Source organism: Pantoea sp. Acro-807 (assembly GCF_011752675.1).
GTDB classification, from domain to species: Bacteria; Pseudomonadota; Gammaproteobacteria; order Enterobacterales; family Enterobacteriaceae; genus Pantoea; species Pantoea eucrina.
Genome location: NZ_VWXE01000003.1, coordinates 376,482 through 393,098, shown reverse-complemented (window position 1 = coordinate 393,098; position 16,617 = coordinate 376,482). Strand labels below are relative to the sequence as shown.

16 protein-coding genes are annotated in these 16,617 nt (G+C 57.1%); 4 read left to right on the top strand and 12 right to left on the bottom strand.

Features of this window, described 5'->3' with window-relative positions:
• Positions 1-50 precede the first annotated feature (50 nt).
• Genes garR through F3J39_RS10500 form a run of 5 tightly spaced genes read right to left on the bottom strand, consistent with a single transcriptional unit; the run spans position 51 to position 5,814 of the window.
• Positions 51-935, bottom strand: a complete 885-nt coding sequence (gene garR, locus F3J39_RS10520) for a 2-hydroxy-3-oxopropionate reductase (RefSeq protein ID WP_071668545.1) — start codon at positions 933-935, stop codon at positions 51-53.
• A gap of 18 nt (positions 936-953) precedes the next feature.
• Complete coding sequence (gene garL, locus F3J39_RS10515) at positions 954-1,721, bottom strand: 2-dehydro-3-deoxyglucarate aldolase (protein ID WP_039379896.1); 768 nt, start codon at positions 1,719-1,721, stop codon at positions 954-956.
• Between the two features lie 52 nt (positions 1,722-1,773).
• The gene (gudD, locus tag F3J39_RS10510) at positions 1,774-3,105 is read right to left on the bottom strand and encodes a glucarate dehydratase (RefSeq protein WP_039379898.1); all 1,332 of its coding nucleotides are present in this window, start codon (positions 3,103-3,105) and stop codon (positions 1,774-1,776) included.
• A 10-nt stretch (positions 3,106-3,115) separates the two neighbouring features.
• The gene (locus tag F3J39_RS10505; RefSeq protein WP_039379900.1) at positions 3,116-4,462 is read right to left on the bottom strand and encodes an enolase C-terminal domain-like protein; all 1,347 of its coding nucleotides are present in this window, start codon (positions 4,460-4,462) and stop codon (positions 3,116-3,118) included.
• Complete coding sequence (locus F3J39_RS10500) at positions 4,459-5,814, bottom strand: MFS transporter (RefSeq protein ID WP_039379902.1); 1,356 nt, start codon at positions 5,812-5,814, stop codon at positions 4,459-4,461. The genes F3J39_RS10505 and F3J39_RS10500 overlap by 4 nt, the downstream gene beginning before the upstream one ends.
• Before the next feature lie 508 nt (positions 5,815-6,322).
• Here F3J39_RS10500 and garD point away from each other — a divergent pair.
• Positions 6,323-7,882 carry a galactarate dehydratase gene (gene garD, locus F3J39_RS10495; protein WP_039379905.1) on the top strand — a complete coding sequence of 520 codons (1,560 nt, stop codon included), beginning with the start codon at positions 6,323-6,325 and terminating at the stop codon, positions 7,880-7,882.
• Positions 7,883-7,933: 51 nt separating this feature from the next.
• Here garD and F3J39_RS10490 read toward each other — a convergent pair whose 3' ends face one another.
• From F3J39_RS10490 to syd, 4 genes are all read right to left on the bottom strand, one after another.
• Positions 7,934-8,380, bottom strand: a complete 447-nt coding sequence (locus F3J39_RS10490) for a flavodoxin (RefSeq protein ID WP_071668546.1) — start codon at positions 8,378-8,380, stop codon at positions 7,934-7,936.
• A 12-nt stretch (positions 8,381-8,392) separates the two neighbouring features.
• Positions 8,393-9,172 carry a tRNA pseudouridine(65) synthase TruC gene (truC, locus tag F3J39_RS10485; RefSeq protein ID WP_039379909.1) on the bottom strand — a complete coding sequence of 260 codons (780 nt, stop codon included), beginning with the start codon at positions 9,170-9,172 and terminating at the stop codon, positions 8,393-8,395.
• Positions 9,172-9,498 (bottom strand): YqcC family protein, encoded by a 327-nt coding sequence (locus tag F3J39_RS10480; RefSeq protein WP_039379911.1) that lies wholly within the window; start codon positions 9,496-9,498, stop codon positions 9,172-9,174. The genes truC and F3J39_RS10480 overlap by 1 nt, the downstream gene beginning before the upstream one ends.
• Before the next feature lie 578 nt (positions 9,499-10,076).
• Positions 10,077-10,634 carry a SecY-interacting protein gene (syd, locus tag F3J39_RS10475; RefSeq protein WP_104085491.1) on the bottom strand — a complete coding sequence of 186 codons (558 nt, stop codon included), beginning with the start codon at positions 10,632-10,634 and terminating at the stop codon, positions 10,077-10,079.
• 61 nt (positions 10,635-10,695) lie between these two features.
• Between syd and queF the strand changes: the two genes are divergently transcribed.
• The 3 genes from queF to xni all read left to right on the top strand — a co-directional run bounded on the left by queF (position 10,696) and on the right by xni (position 13,890).
• Positions 10,696-11,541: an NADPH-dependent 7-cyano-7-deazaguanine reductase QueF gene (gene queF, locus F3J39_RS10470; protein ID WP_039379915.1), complete on the top strand. Its 846-nt coding sequence runs from the start codon at positions 10,696-10,698 to the stop codon at positions 11,539-11,541.
• Positions 11,542-11,727: 186 nt separating this feature from the next.
• A complete protein-coding gene (gene ppnN, locus F3J39_RS10465; RefSeq protein WP_039379917.1) occupies positions 11,728-13,089 on the top strand; it encodes a nucleotide 5'-monophosphate nucleosidase PpnN in 1,362 nt (453 codons plus the stop codon).
• Positions 13,090-13,131: 42 nt separating this feature from the next.
• The gene (xni, locus tag F3J39_RS10460) at positions 13,132-13,890 is read left to right on the top strand and encodes a flap endonuclease Xni (protein WP_166714154.1); all 759 of its coding nucleotides are present in this window, start codon (positions 13,132-13,134) and stop codon (positions 13,888-13,890) included.
• Positions 13,891-13,990: 100 nt separating this feature from the next.
• Here the strand turns inward: xni and rlmM are convergent, their stop codons facing one another.
• From rlmM to F3J39_RS10445, 3 genes are read right to left on the bottom strand one after another with little or no spacing between them, the layout of a single operon-like run.
• Positions 13,991-15,091, bottom strand: coding sequence for a 23S rRNA (cytidine(2498)-2'-O)-methyltransferase RlmM (gene rlmM / locus F3J39_RS10455; protein ID WP_166714153.1), 1,101 nt, complete (start codon positions 15,089-15,091; stop codon positions 13,991-13,993).
• Positions 15,084-15,479: a DUF423 domain-containing protein gene (locus F3J39_RS10450; protein WP_039379923.1), complete on the bottom strand. Its 396-nt coding sequence runs from the start codon at positions 15,477-15,479 to the stop codon at positions 15,084-15,086. Before F3J39_RS10450 ends, rlmM begins: the two co-directional genes overlap by 8 nt.
• A gap of 50 nt (positions 15,480-15,529) precedes the next feature.
• Positions 15,530-16,447, bottom strand: coding sequence for a transcriptional regulator GcvA (locus tag F3J39_RS10445; RefSeq protein WP_039379926.1), 918 nt, complete (start codon positions 16,445-16,447; stop codon positions 15,530-15,532).
• Between the last annotated feature and the right edge of the window lie 170 nt (positions 16,448-16,617).

Below are 16,617 nucleotides of genomic sequence, written 5' to 3'. Positions count from 1 at the left end.
TTTGCTCACGCAGCCTGTTCTCCGGCCTCCGCAGACGCCGGAGAGCGGCTTTACCGGGCGATCTCAACCTGCGCTAACTTCTCATAATAGCAAGCCAGCGCGCTGTGGTCGGCGGAGCCCTGACCGCTGGTTTTCAGCGCCTGCATCATCTCCATCACCGCGGCCGTCAGCGGCAGATGCGCGCCAATGCCGTGTGACGTATCCAGCGCATTGGCTAAATCCTTGATATGCAGGTCGATACGGAAACCGGGTTTGAAGTTGCGATCCAGCACCATGGGTGCTTTGGCATCAAGCACGGTGCTGCCCGCCAGGCCGCCGCGGATCGCCTGATAAACCAGCTCCGGATTCACGCCCGCCTTGGTTGCCAGCGAGAGCGCTTCAGACATCGCTGCGATGTTCAGCGCCACAATCACCTGATTTGCCAGCTTGGTCACGTTACCGGCGCCGATATCACCGGTATGCACCACCGAGCCTGCCATCGCTTTCATAATCTCAAAGCATTGGTCGAAGATCGCTTTATCGCCACCCACCATCACCGACAGTGTGCCCTCGATCGCTTTTGGCTCACCGCCGCTGACCGGCGCATCAAGCATACGGATCCCTTTTTCTGCCAGCGCGTCGTGGATCTCACGACTGGCCAGCGGGGCAATAGAACTCATATCAATCACAATCAGGCCAGGTTTTGCACCTTCAATGATGCCGCCCGCGCCCAGGCAGACTTCCTGCACCTGCGGCGAGTTAGGTACCATGGTGATCACCACATCCACCTGTTCTGCTACCTCTTTGGGCGTTTTTGCTATCGTCGCGCCCAGTTCGGCCAGTTCTGCCTCATTGCCTGCGTTGTGATCGCGCACCACCAGCGTGTAACCCGCTTTGACCAGGTTTTTACTCATCGGTTTGCCCATAATACCGAGGCCGATAAATCCAATTTTCATTGCCTTCCCCTTTCTGCGTTACAGTTTAAATTTGTTGCACAGCGCCTGCGTGGCGTTGCGGAAAACCCCGAGATCGCTGCCGACGGCAACAAAGGTGGCGCCCCATTCCAGATAGCGCCGCGCGTCCGCTTCTACCGGTGCCAGAATGCCGCACGGCTTGCCTGCGGCTTTGGCGCGTTCAAACAGGTACTGAATAACTTTCAGCACCTCAGGATGCGCAGGCTGGCCCAGGTATCCCAGCGCGGCTGAGAGATCGCCCGGACCGACAAAAATCCCGTCCACGCCGTCAACGGCGGCGATCGCATCGATGTTATCTACCGCCTGCTGCGTTTCGATCTGCACCATCAGCGTGATGTTGTCGTTAATCGTGGCGTTATAGTCCGGCAGCGTGCCGTACATATTGCTGCGGTGCGAAACTGACACGCCGCGGATGCCCGCTGGCGGGTAGCGGGTTGAGGCAACGGCGCGGCGCGCCTCCTCTTCCGTCTCCACAAAGGGGATCAGGAAGTTATAGAAGCCGATATCGAGCAGGCGTTTAATGATCACCGGCTCATTGCACGGCGGACGCACGACCGCAGCGCTGCTGCTGCCTTTCAGCGCCATCAGCTGCGGTACAAACGTGGTGATGTCGTTGGGCGCATGTTCGCCGTCCAGCACCAGCCAGTCGAAGCCTGCCAGCCCCAGCACTTCAGTAGTCAGCGGACTGGCAAGGGCGCACCAGCTGCCTATCAGGGTCTCTCCTGCCAGCAGGCGGCGGCGAAATGTATTTGGCCAGGCATTACTCATTCTGTTTACTCCTGTATATGACGGCAGGCCCCCTTTCAGGGAGCCTGAAGCGTTAGCGCACCAGGCAGGGACGCTTATTATCAAAAGTCCAGTCCGGTACCAGGAACTGCATCGCCTGAGCGTCGTCACGCGCGCCCAGCCCATGTTTCTGATACAGCGCGTTTGCCTGCATCACCTGGTCCATATCCAGCTCCACGCCAAGCCCCGGCTTCTGCGGTACCTGCACCATGCCGCCTTTAATGACAAACGGCTCTTTGGTCAGGCGCTGATTACCCTCCTGCCAGATCCAGTGGGTGTCGATAGCGGTAATCGCGCCCGGCGCGGCGGCGGCAACGTGGGTAAACATCGCCAGCGAAATATCAAAATGGTTATTGGAGTGCGAACCCCAGGTGAGGCCAAAGTCGTGGCACATCTGCGCCACGCGCACGGAACCCTGCATGGTCCAGAAGTGCGGATCGGCCAGCGGAATATCCACCGACTGCAGCGATAGCGTGTGGCCCATCTGCCGCCAGTCGGTGGCGATCATATTGGTTGCGGTCGGCAGCCCGGTGGCGCGGCGGAACTCCGCCATTACCTCGCGGCCGGAGTAGCCCTGCTCCGCGCCACAGGGATCTTCTGCATAGGCGAGCACGCCCTTCAGCTGTTTGCCCAGCAGGATGGCCTCATTCAGCGACCAGGCGCCGTTGGGATCGAGCGTGATGCGCGCCTCCGGAAAGCGTCTGGCGAGTGCGGTAACCGCCTCAGCCTCTTCGCCGCCGCGCAGCACGCCGCCTTTGAGTTTGAAATCGTTGAAGCCATATTTCTCATACGCGGCCTCTGCCAGTCGCACGACCGCATCTGGCGTAAGCGCCTCTTCATGGCGCAGGCGATACCAGTCGCACGGATCGCGCTCCTGGCTCTGGTAGGCGAGCGAGGTCTTGCGGCGATCGCCAATATAGAAGAGGTAGCCAAGCATCTCCACGCGGTCGCGCTGCTGGCCATCGCCCAGCAGCGACGCGACGTTTACGCCCAGATGCTGCCCGAGTAAATCGAGCAGCGCCGCTTCGATACCGGTTACCACATGGATAGTCGTGCGCAGGTCAAACGTCTGGCTGCCGCGCCCGCCAGCATCGCGGTCAGCAAAGGTGCTCCGCACCAGGTTGAGAATATTTTTATATTCGCCGACGGTTTTTTCGATCACCAGCGCGGCGGCATCCTCCAGCGTCTGACGGATCTTTTCTCCGCCCGGTATCTCGCCCACGCCGGTATGCCCGGCGTTATCTTTAATGATCACAATATTGCGGGTAAAAAATGGCGCGTGCGCCCCGCTCAGGTTGAGCAGCATGCTGTCGTGTCCGGCAACCGGAATAACCTGCATAGCGACGATTTTAGGGGTCTGACTCATTTCCTGCTCCTTATGTAGGACGGCGCCCAAATGCCGGACGCTTGCGATCAAATGACCAGCCGGGTACCAGATACTGCATCGCGGTGGCGTCGTTGCGCGCGCCGGCCGGCAGTGACTTATAGAGTTCGTGCGCCTGCTGCAGGCGGTCCCGATCCAGCTCAATACCCAGCCCCGGTTTATCCGGCACGGCAATTTTGCCGTTGCGGATCTGCAGCGGCTCGCGCGTCAGGCGCTGATCGCCCTCCTGCCAGATCCAGTGCGTGTCAATCGCGGTTGGCTTGCCCGGGGCGGCAGCGCCCACGTGGGTGAACATCGCCAGCGAAATATCGAAATGGTTATTGGAGTGGCAGCCCCAGGTGAGTCCCCATTCGTCGCAGAGCTGCGCCACGCGCACTGCGCCGCTCAGGGTCCAGAAGTGAGGATCGGCCAGCGGAATATCGACCGCGTTGAGCATCACGGCGTGGTTCATTTCACGCCAGTTGGTTGCGATCATATTGGTGGCAACCGGCAGCCCGGTGGCGCGGCGAAACTCCGCCATCACTTCACGGCCGGAGTAACCCTGTTCCGCGCCGCAGGGATCTTCTGCATAGCTCAGCACATCCTGCAGGCCTTTACAGAGTCCGATCGCCTCATCCAGATGCCAGGCGCCATTAGGGTCGACGGTAATGCGCGCCTCCGGGAAGCGCTGCTTCAGCGCCACCGCCGAGGCGATCTCCTCTTCACCCGGCAGCACGCCGCCTTTGAGTTTGAAATCTTTGAAACCATATTTATCCTGCGCCGCCTCTGCCAGACGCACCACCGCCTCCGGCGTCAGCGCCTCCTCATGCCGCAGCCGGTACCAGTCGTGGCTGGCGGCATCACCGCTGCGATACGGAAGATCGGTTTTATGACGATCGCCGATATAAAACAGATAGCCGAGCACGGTGACCTCATCGCGCTGCTGGCCCGGTCCGAGCAGCTCTGCCACCGGTACGCCCAGATGCTGCCCCAGCAGATCCAGCAGCGCCGCCTCCAGCGCGGCTACTGCGTTTACGCGCAGTTCGAAGGTCCAGGCGCCATTGCCAAAAGTGTCAAAATCCGCTGACTGATTGCCCTTATGCACCTGCTGCACCAGCCGGTTCATACGCGCAATCTGCTGCCCTTTGACCTGGGGTACTGCCGCCAGCAGCGTCTGATAAATTGTATCGCCGCCCGGCGCCTCGCCCAGTCCGGTATGGCCGGCGCTGTCGGTCAGCACCACAATATTGCGCGTGAAGCAGGCGTTATGCGCGCCGCCAATGTTAAGCAGCATACTGTCGTAACCGGCAACCGGGATCACCTGCATGTCAGTGATGACAGGCGTACTTTGCGTACTCATTTCGGCTCCTTATACGGTTTCAGCTCAACGCGTTTAATGTCACCGGTAATAAACAGAAAACTAAAGGCGGCGACAAAAGCGTGGATCCCGACATATACCAGCGCGCCCTCAAACGATCCGCTGGTGGCGATGATGTAACCAATCGCGATAGGCGTAACGATACCGGAGAAGTTGCCGAACATATTGAACAGACCACCGCTCAGGCCACTGATCTCTTTCGGTGCCGTGTCGGCCATCACCGCCCAGCCCAGCGCACCAATGCCTTTTCCGAAGAACGCCAGCGCCATGAACAGCACCACAACCCATTCGGTTTCGGTGTAGTTACACATCACCATGCTGATGGAGAGCAGCATGCCGATAACGATTGGCGTTTTACGGGCAATATTGAGTGAGCCGGTTTTGCGCATCAAATAGTCGGAGATCACGCCGCCCAGCACGCCGCCGAGGAAGCCGCAAATCGCCGGAACGGAGGCGATAAAGCCCGCTTTCAGAATCGACATGCCGCGTGCCTGTACCAGATAGACCGGAAACCAGGTAATAAAGAAGTAGGTCAGCGCGTTGACGCAATACTGGCCAAGATAGATGCCCCACATCATGCGGGTAGAGAGCAGCTGTTTGATCTGATCCCACTTTTCACCGCGGCTGACTTTGCGATCGGCTTTTTTTGCATCCATATTGATCAGCGCGCCGCCCTGCTCCATGTACTCCAGCTCCGCCTTATTCACGCCGGGGTGGTTGTTGGGATCGTGCATCACTTTGAGCCAGATAAAGCTCAGGATGATGCCCAGCCCGCCCATAAACCAGAACACGTGCGCCCAGCCAACTTCAGAGACCAGCCAGCCCATGATGGGCGCGAAGATCACCGTGGCGAAGTATTGTGCAGAGTTAAAGATGGCGACCGCCGTTCCGCGCTCCTGTGCCGGGAACCAGGCCGCGACAATACGGCTGTTACCAGGGAAGGAAGGCGCTTCAGCCAGACCGACCAAAAAGCGCAGCAGGAACAGTGAAATCACAATGCCAAAGCCGCTGAAGAGATCAACAAAGCCCTGCAGCAGAGTAAACAGCGACCAGAGGAAAATACTCCAGAAGTAGACACGCTTGGATCCAAAGCGATCCAGCAGCCATCCACCCGGGATCTGTCCGATCACATAGGCCCATGAGAAGGCGGAAAAGATATAGCCCAGCCCGACAGAGTCGAGACCGATATCTTTGGACATCGCCGATCCGGCAATGGAAATGGTGGCGCGGTCGCCGTAGTTGAATGAGGTGACGATAAATAACATCACCACGATCCAGTAGCGGGCATTGGTACGTTTCTGCACCGCCTCTGCCGTCTGGCTGTAACTATTCATGATGCACTCCTGAAATATAGCGAACGCTACATTCACTCTGACTGCATACACATCGCGTTGGGTATCAGAATGATGTCGGGTTAAACACGGCGATTGTTGTTATGGCGAACGTTGATGCGTCGTGACAGGTAACCAAACCTCTAAGAACGGAAATCAGTATAAAAACAGCCCGCGGCTGAAACACTGGAAGAAAGCCCGACAATTCAGTCAAAACAAAAAAGAATTTGTGGCATATGCACATCCTGCTGCGTGATGGCTCACGAAACGCCGATCGCAGCGCCATAATTGTACAAAAAACAGACAGTCAAAGAGCGCTTTGTGAGCACCTTCACTTGCTTTTGGTTAAAACCACCAAAGTGCGGAGAGAAAGGGGCTAAAAGCCGGACAGTTGCACAATGCGCTGGCGGGCGCGTGCTGCTTATACTGGAGCTGGCTGACTTTGATGACGTGACCAGAACCACTATTTATCGCACTGCTATGCACAGTGCGGCTACCCGGAAGGTGAGCAATGAACCGACCCGTTACAGAAAAACCACTCTATATAAAAGTTCATGAAGCGGATAACGTTGCGATTGTCGTCAACGACCAGGGCCTGCCCGCGGGTACACGCTTTGCCGACGGGCTGCAGCTGACGGAGCATGTGCCCCAGGGACACAAAGTTGCGCTGGAGGATATCGCTCAGGATGCACCGATTCTGCGCTATGGCGAAGTGATCGGCACGGCGCTGCGCTCTATTGCGCGCGGCAGCTGGATAGATGAGTCGCTGGTAGCCCTGCCCGAGGCGCCGCCGCTCAGCAGCCTGCCGCTGGCAACCAACGTACCGCCTGAACTGCCGCCGCTGGAAGGCTATACCTTTGATGGTTATCGCAATGCAGACGGCAGCGTGGGAACCCGCAACCTGCTTGGCATTACCACCAGCGTCCACTGTGTGGCGGGCGTCGTAGACTATGTTGTGCAGCTTATTGAACGCGATCTGCTGCCGCGCTATCCCAACGTGGATGGCGTGGTCGCGCTGAATCATCTGTATGGCTGCGGCGTGGCGATCAACGCCCCGGCTGCCGTCGTGCCGATCCGCACCATTCATAATCTTGCGCTGAATCCCAATTTTGGTGGCGAGGTAATGATTGTCAGCCTCGGCTGTGAAAAGCTCCAGCCGGAGCGGCTGCTGACCGGTACGCCTGATGTACAGGCGATCTCGCTGGATGATAACGATATTGTGCGTCTGCAGGATGAGCGTCACGTCGGCTTTGGCGCCATGGTGGATGAGATCCTGCAGGTCGCTGAACGTCATCTGAAAAAGCTTAATCTGCGCCGCCGGGAACCCTGCCCGGCGTCTGAACTGGTAGTAGGCACCCAGTGCGGCGGCAGTGACGCCTTTTCCGGCGTAACGGCTAACCCGGCGGTGGGCTTCGCCTCCGATCTGCTGGTGCGCTGCGGCGCCACAGTCATGTTTTCTGAAGTGACGGAGGTGCGCGACGCTATTCATCTGCTGACGCCGCGCGTGGTTAATGAAGCGGTGGGTAAACGGCTGCTGGAAGAGATGGCGTGGTATGACGACTATCTGCATCAGGGACAGACCGATCGCAGCGCTAACCCCTCACCCGGCAATAAAAAAGGCGGACTGGCAAACGTGGTGGAGAAAGCGCTGGGATCGATTGCAAAATCGGGGCGCAGCCCGATTGCTGAAGTGCTGTCGCCGGGACAGCGCCCTACGCAGCGCGGACTGATTTACGCCGCTACCCCTGCCAGTGACTTTGTCTGCGGTACGCAGCAGATGGCTTCCGGCATTACGCTGCAGGTGTTTACCACCGGGCGCGGCACGCCCTATGGCCTCGCGGCTATTCCGGTGATTAAGATGGCGACGCGCAGCGCGCTGGCCCGGCGCTGGCATGATCTGATGGATATCAACGCCGGCACTATCGCCACCGGTGAAGAGAGTATTGAGCAGGTAGGCTGGCGTCTGTTTGAGCTGATTCTGGAGATCGCCAGCGGTCGTCAGCAGACCTGGTCCGATCGCTGGGGGATCCGCAACCAGCTGGCGGTATTTAATCCGGCACCGGTAACCTGATACCGGGCTGCACCGTTAATACCGGGCCGCCATACAGCGCGGCCCGGGTCACTACAGCTGCTTACCCCAGCTCTCCACCCACGGCGTCGTCACGCTTTCAGGCTCCGGATGCTCAACGGCATCCACCATCAGCACATCACCAATACGCTGCGCCTGCTGCGCCTGGAGCGTGGCATCAAAAGTTTTTCCTGCGCCGCAGAAGTGCTGATAGCTGCTGTCACCCAGCGCAATCACACCATAGCGCAGCGCTGGCTGATAGCCGAGCTCATCATGGATTTGCGCATGGAGACGGGCAATATTATCCGGCAGATCGCCCTGCCCGGTGGTTGAGGTTACAATCAGCACGACGTCGCTGCTGTACGCCTGCCACTCCGCCAGCGTCGGATCCTCAAAGACCTCTACTTCATGTCCCTGCGCCTGCAGCACCGGCTGCGCCTCTTCGGCCACCAGCAGTGCATTGCCGTAAACCGTGCCTGTAAAAATGCCAATTTTTGCCATTTTGCTGCTCCTTTACGCTGTTGGCTTATCCTGAACTGCCTCAGCGTCAAACTCAACCCTGGGAACGTCCGGTAACCGATCCTGCCAGCCGAACTGCTGCAGCATCTGCTGCCATATCGGATCCAGTCCGGCGCGGATCACCAGCGGCTCTCCGGTAAAGGGATGCGTCAGCGAGAGTGCGCTGGCGTGCAGCATTAAACGATCGAGCCCGAAATGCGCCGCTGCGCCACGATTCTGGCGCAGATCGCCGTGGGCGCTGTCACCAATAATCGGGTGGCGCAGGTGTGCCATATGGCGGCGCAGCTGATGCTTACGCCCGGTGCGCGGCGACATCTCCACCAGGGTGTAGCGGGCGCTGCTGTATTTACCGATTGCCACCGGCATTTCTGTCTGCGCCAGCGCCTGATAATCCGTGACCGCAGGCTGCGGTGCACGCGGTTCAGCAGAAAATTTATCCGCAATTTTATCCAGCTCTTCCAGCAGCGGATAGTCGAGCGTAGCCGCGCCATCCAGCCAGCCGCGCAGTACGGCGTGATAGGTTTTTTGTATCTGATGCTGCTCAAACTGCTGCGCCAGTAAACGGCCCGCCTCGCTCGATAAGCCCATCAGCAGTACGCCAGAGGTCGGGCGATCGAGCCGGTGCGCGGTAAAGACGTGCTGACCAATCTGATCGCGCACCGTCTGCATCACCACCACTTTCTCTTTGCGATCGAGCCAGCTGCGGTGCACCAGCCAGCCGGCAGGCTTGTTTACTGCTACCAGCCACTCATCCTGATAGATAATCTCCAGCATCAGCGTGCTGGCTCCGCAAACAGCGCGTCAAGCTCACGCAGCGCGATTAGCAGAGCGGTATAGCCGGGAGTGACCGGAGTCAGAGCAACTTCGTAATAGGGCGCGACGGCGAAACCGGCAGGCATTGGCGCGCCGGAGGCGATCAGGGCTGACATACGCGGGATCAATACCCACTGCAGCCACTCCAGCGGAGCCATAGTATCAAGGCAGAAAGGCTGGTCGCTGTTAAACGCGGCCGCGTCAGGAGCGCTCTGCTGCCAGTAATCGTGTTCGCGCATGACTGCTTCGACCTGCTGCAGTCGCTGCGTAATAGTGTGCGTCGACATAGGTTGCCTCCGTGAAATAATGGGCGGCAAGCATATCACTCGTCACCGGTGGCGTAAAAAGCGCATAAAAAAAGGGAGCACTGTTAATAACAGTGCTCCCGGTTCGTTGTGCAGCATTCCCGCCACCGCAGTGCTCCCTGCTCATCCGTGACAACTCTTCCTGCGCTTTCCATTGCCTGTCTTCATGACAGCATCCTTAGCATCCTGGCTCGCCCTGCTCCGCACGGCTCACATTCTCCATCCTGGAGGTGTCCCTTACTCATTCCTGAGTGTCCTGCTCCGTCCTGAAGCCTTCCCTGTGACGTAAACTCCGTTACGTTCCCGCCTCCTGGCTGACATTCTCCTGAACGTCGCTCTGTCCATAGCGTCCTGCTAACGGTGGGTATTCTCTCAAAAATCGCCACAATAACAAGTAAGCATGAGTCATTAATCGATCAAGTATTGTCTCAATTTTCAGACTGATACCATAACTCTATGATTCACAATATCTTTACATTTAGCTTTTCTGAAAGGTTCACTCACAAAATGTCGATCTCGCACAGATTTTGTAAGAGATCTCTTACATAGCGCTTCGGTTATCACTCCATCGGACCGATAACAGGTTGTATATCATCGAGAAATGTCCGGACAGAAGGTGAAAGAATTTCACGTTTGTTACGTCCAGGCTCCTCCAGAATGACTTCACCGGTAAGATTACACACCGCCACCATCTCCTGCTCTGAATCAGTAGTAGCAATAAACAGCGTCGGACTCTGTTTCAGACGCCGTTTCATAATCAGATGACCAATCAGATTCTCCTGCAGCCGGATAAAGTCCTCTTCGCTCCATACCTGCAGCAGCGTTAACCTGCGCTGCTGCAGGCGGGCATGCATATCGCCGGCAAACTGGGTAGTGTAAAACGCAGTGATATCAGGCTGGAGCTGAATATCCAGCGCCCGCTCCACCGCATCCAGCCCTGACGATGGCGAAAAAGGCTGCGGCTGCCAGAGAACGCGGTCATCAACGGTGTTGATGATACAGGGCGAAGGGATCCCTGCCAGATCGCTACTGGCAGGATAGTGTCCCTGCTGCTGCTGCCAGAGATCGATATAACGGGTGGTAAACGCACACAGTGCGCTGGCGGTGGGCTGCATCATTCATCTTCTCGCTGGTGATCGGTTACACTTAGCCACTTTGATTCACCTTGTGGTAACCATTATGTCTTCTGAACACCCAAACCCGGCCTTAAGCGGCCTGACCCTGGGCAAATCTGTCGCCTATGTAGATGAGTACGATAACACGCTGCTGCAATCTGTGCCGCGCAGTCTGAACCGGGAACCGCTCAATCTTTTTCCGGATAATCTGCCGTTTCACGGCGCAGATATCTGGACCCTGTATGAGCTTTCATGGCTAAACAGCAAAGGTGTCCCGCAGGTCGCGATTGGCGAAGTGGTGCTGGATGCTGACAGCGTAAATCTGATTGAGTCGAAAAGCTTTAAGCTCTACCTGAACAGCTTTAATCAGACCCGTTTCGCAGACTGGGGCGACGTGCGTCAGACGCTGGAACGCGATCTGCGCGCCTGCGCCAGCGGCAACGTCAGCGTGGCGCTGTTTCGCCTGAGCGAGCTGGAAAGCCAGCCTATCGGACAGTTCAGCGGCAGCGTTATCGATGAACAGGATATCAGCATCAGCGATTACGGTTTTGATGCCGGACACCTTGCGCACGCCGCGGGCAATGAAATCGTAGATGAGACGCTGGTAAGCCACCTGCTGAAGTCCAACTGTCTGATCACCAATCAGCCCGACTGGGGATCGGTGATGATTCGTTATAAAGGCCCGCGTATCGACCGCGAGGCGCTGCTGCGCTATCTGATCTCTTTCCGCCAGCACAATGAGTTTCATGAGCAGTGCGTGGAGCGCATTTTCAACGACGTGCAGCGTTTCTGCCAGCCAGAGGCGTTAACCGTTTATGCGCGCTACACTCGCCGCGGCGGTCTGGATATCAACCCGTGGCGCAGCAATGTTCCCTTCACGCCCGGCTTTTCGCGTCTGGCACGCCAGTAACAGATTGCGAGGCACCTCGCAGGCCGTAGCAGGGATGCGCGGTTCCTCTTGAGCAATCACAACCGGGAGCGTTAATCTGTCTGCGGCGTTAAGCGTAAAGCGTATGCGACCAGGGATTTTCGTCACTGCGCTCAGCAGGTTAAGCGCAGTGTCATCAGTCACGCTATGGCGTGTAAAGGAGTTCTTTTGATTACACATATCAGCCCGCTTGGCTCAATGGATCTGCTCTCACAGCTGGAAGTCGACATGCTGAAGCAGACCGCCAGCAGCGATCTCTACCAGCTTTTTCGTAACTGTTCCCTTGCAGTGCTTAACTCCGGCAGCCAGACAGACAGCAGTCATGAGCTGCTCTCGCGTTTTGAAAATTTCGCTATTAACGTCCTGCGCCGCGAGCGCGGCGTTAAGCTGGAGCTGATCAATCCGCCGGAAGAGGCCTTTGTGGATGGGCGTATCATCCGCTCACTGCAGGCCAACCTGTTTGCCGTGCTGCGCGATATTCTGTTTGTTAACGGCCAGCTTGCTCTGCCAGAGCGCCTCGCGGGTCAGGCTGACGACTCCGCGCATATCACCAATCAGGTTTTCTCGATACTGCGTAACGCGCGCGCGCTGCACGTCGGGGAGTATCCTAATACCGTGGTTTGCTGGGGCGGACACTCTATCAACGCAGTGGAGTACCAGTATTGCCGTAATGTTGGCACCCAGATGGGGCTGCGCGAGCTGAATATCTGCACCGGCTGTGGCCCTGGCGTAATGGAAGCGCCAATGAAAGGCGCGGCGGTAGGTCATGCGCAGCAGCGCTATCATGACAGCCGCTTTATCGGCCTGACTGAGCCTTCCATTATCGCCGCTGAACCGCCTAACCCGCTGGTTAACGAACTCATCATTATGCCCGATATCGAAAAACGCCTTGAGGCCTTTGTCCGCATCGCGCATGGCATCGTGATCTTCCCGGGTGGCGTCGGCACCGCCGAAGAGTTCCTTTATCTGCTTGGTATTCTGATGAATCCGCAAAACAGCGAGCAGGTGCTGCCGCTGATCCTCACCGGCCCTAAAGAGAGCGCTGACTATTTCCGCGTGCTCGATGATTTCATCGTCAATACGCTGGGCGAGCAGGCGCGCAAACACTATACGATCATTATTGATGATGCCGCTGAAGTGGCGCGCCAGATGAAAAAAGCGATGCCGCAGGTAAAAGAGCATCGTCGCGAAACCGGTGACGCTTACAGCTTTAACTGGTCTATCCGTATTGCGCCGGATCTGCAGGTGCCTTTCCTGCCGACCCACGAAAACATGGCAAATCTCAACCTGTTTCCGAATCAGCCGGCGGAAAAACTGGCGGCTGATTTGCGCCGCGCCTTCTCCGGGATCGTGGCCGGAAACGTAAAAGAAATCGGTATCCGGGAGATCCGTGAACGCGGCCCTTATCAGCTGCGCGGCGACGCCGATCTGATGCATCGGATGGATGAGCTGCTGCAGGGCTTTGTGGCGCAGCAGCGTATGAAACTACCGGGCAGTGCCTATATCCCCTGCTACGAAATCATCAAATAACCCTTCAGGAAGGCAGCCTGCGGGCTGCCGCTTATCGCTTTTATGGCACTACATTTATTAATTATTGATGCGCTGAATCTCATCCGGCGCCTGCATGCCGTTCAGGGCTCTCCCTGCCGTGACGCCTGTGTTGCGGCGCTGCATCAGCTGCTTGGTCATACACGCCCGACCCACGCGGTGGCGGTATTTGATAGTCCGGAGCGCCAGCCCGGCTGGCGTCATGCGCTGCTGCCGGATTACAAAGCGGGGCGACCGCCAATGCCAGAGGATCTGCAACAGGAGCTGCCGCTGCTGCAGGAAGCTTTTAGCACCGCAGGCGTCAGCTGCTGGATCGCCAAAGATGATGAAGCAGACGATCTGGCCGCTACTCTGGCAGTGAAAATGGCGGATGCCGGGCATCAGGCCACCATCGTTTCCACCGATAAGGGATATTGTCAGCTGCTGGCGCCCGCTATCCGCATTCGCGACTATTTTCAGAAGCGCTGGCTTGATGTGCCGTTTATCGCACAGGAATTTGGCGTTGCCCCGGAACAGCTGCCGGATTACTGGGGTTTATGCGGCATCAGCAGCAGTAAAATTCCGGGCGTCTCCGGTATCGGCCCGAAAAGCGCACGCGAGCTGCTGGCGCAGTTTGGTTCACTGGAGGCGATTTATCAGCAGTGGGATCAGGTACCGGCAAAGTGGCAGAGTAAATTACACGCCCAGCATGAAACAGCCACGATCTGCCGCCAGGTTGCCACGCTGAAACGCGATTTAGTGCTGCAGGGCAACCTTAATACGCTGCGCTATCAGGCAGGATAAATCGCGGTACGCCAGGGACGCATAAATACGTCAGGGACGCATAAATGCGTCCCCTACAATCATCGTAGGGGCGTCATTAATGGCGCCCGTTGCTGACAGATCAGCGTTCGTCGCGGCGACCGCCTGCAGCAGCCCAGATACGCCGGACGTGTACCGTTACCTCTTCACGATCGTGATACAGCTGACGCGCCTGAATCTGGGCGTTGATACCCTGCGCTTTTAACGCTTCATCCATCATCGCCAGATTCTGCGTGACCTCTTCATAGCGCTTTTTCATCGGCAGCTTGAGGTTGAAAATCGCTTCACGACACCAGCCGTTTACCAGCCACTCAGTCATTAGCGTGGCCACGCGCACCGGTTTTTCTACCATATCGCATACCAGCCAGCTGATATTGCTGCGCGGCGGGCGAAATTTAAAACCATCCTCACGACAGTGGGTAACCTGTCCGGTATCCATCAGGCTCGGTGCCATCGGGCCGTTATCAACCGCGTAGACCCACATGCTGTGCTTCACCAGCTGATAGGTCCAGCCGCCCGGGCAGGCGCCCAGATCGACCGCATACATGCCGCTTCCCAGGCGTTCGTCCCACTCATCGGCCGGCACAAACACATGAAACGCCTCTTCCAGTTTGAGCGTTGAGCGGCTGGGAGCGTCAGAAGGAAACTTCAGTCGCGGGATCCCCATATAGAATGGCGAATTATTTTCCGGCAGCGAATAACCTACATAGCAGGTGCCCGGAGCGATAAAAAACACGTGCACCACCGGCCGCTTAGGACTCTCATAATTGAGCAGGATATTGCTGGCACGCAGGCTGGCGCGCAGCGGCACCGTCAGCTTGCGGCAAAATTTAGTCAGCTCTTTGGCTTCGTTGGTATCCGGAACCTCGACCCGCAGCTCTCCCCCTTTCTCCACCACTCCGGTCAGCATGCCGGTAATGGGAGTAATGCGATCTTCGGGAGGTAAATCGCGCAGCAGCTCGCCGACAACCAGCATCTGCCGGGCAAAAATCAGTTCAGCAAACGGCAGCGAGCGCAGCAGCTTCTCTGCATCTTCTGGCTGATAGCACTCAAACAGCACGTAGCCCGCTTCTTCTTTTACCCGCGGAAAGCCGTAAATTTCCCGCTCTGCTGCTTTAGCGCTGATTTCAGCCGCGCACTCTTTTTCAAATCCGGGACGACAATAGAGTAATACTTTATTCATGGCGTTCTGCCTTTGTTTTCAGACGCAGCGCGCCAATCAACATCAAAAACCAGCCGATCAGGAAGCAAAATCCTCCCGCCGGCGTAACAAACACCCAGAACTGCAGGTGCGACAGCGCCAGGCAATAGAGACTGCCGCTGAAAAGAACGGTACCCAGCGCCATCGCTGCGCTGCTCCAGTAAAACCAGATATTAGCGCGTCGCAGCATCGCGGCACCCAGTCCCATTACCGCCAGCGTGTGGTAAGCCTGATACTCCAGGCCGGTATGGATCCACGCCATTTCAGATGGCCCCAGCGATTTACTTAATACGTGCGCGCCAAACGCACCAAACGCCACCAGCACGAAGCCGCTGATGGCTGCAAATATAAACATGGCACGACTGGACATCGATCTATCCTCATGGTCCCGCCGCACATCACTGTGCAGCGAACGGTAACTTAGTGATCGTAGCGAAAACGGAATTTTTCCTGTTCGGTAGCGGCTTTTTCCAGAATCCACTGACGAAAGGCGGCTATTTTACCCAGTTCTGCCTGACTGTCATGACAAACCAGATAAAAAGCGTTTTTACTTACCAGCACATCATTGAACGGGCAGACCAGGCGCCCTGCTTCGATCTCACTCTCTGCCATCACGTTGTTCGCCAGCGCCACACCCTGCCCGTGGATCGCTGCCTGCAATACCATGGCACTGTGGCTGAAAATAGGCCCCTGTTGCACATTGATATGCTGCAGTCCCAGCTGGCGGGTGTAGGCCTGCCAGTCACGACGCGACGCATCATGCAGCAGCGTAAAGTGCGCCAGATCGGCGGGCGATTTCAGCGGATTATCGCCGGAGAGCAGCAGCGGTGAGCAGACCGGCAGCAGATATTCAGCGTAGAGCTTATCCACCCGCAGGCCTGGCCAGTTGCCCCGGCCATAGAAGATAGCGACGTCAACATCGTCTGCCAGCTTCTCCTCTTCACGGTCTACCGCCTGAATACGCACGTCGATTCCCGGATAAGCCATATTAAAGCTGGAGAGACGCGGAACCAGCCACTGAATCGCAAAGCTCGGCAGCAGGCTGACCGTGAGCGCCCCTTTAGCGCTGCGCGCCTGCAGCTTGCGGGTCGCATCGTTAAGCGCTGAAAAAATCTCTTTGATATCGAGATAGTAACTCTGCCCCTCTTCCGTCAGCAGCAGCGAGCGGTTGCGGCGGCGGAACAGCTTGAGCCCGAGAAAATCCTCAAGCGACTTGATCTGATGGCTCACCGCCGCCTGGGTCACAAACAGCTCTTCAGCGGCTTTGGTAAAGCTCAGATAGCGGGCAGCCGCGTCAAAAACACGTAAAGCATTGAGCGGCGGAAGGCGTTTAGACATGGTTTTCCACAGATGGATTCATAGTGTAAAACTGCAACTTATACAACGTCGTCAGCTATTAGATTTTTTAATCCGAGACATTATAATTTGTCCGTTGAGGAAGCTCCAGCAAATACCTATAGTTGCCGCACTTCCAGAGCCGGAACGAAAAGTTTTCTGAAAACGTGCGA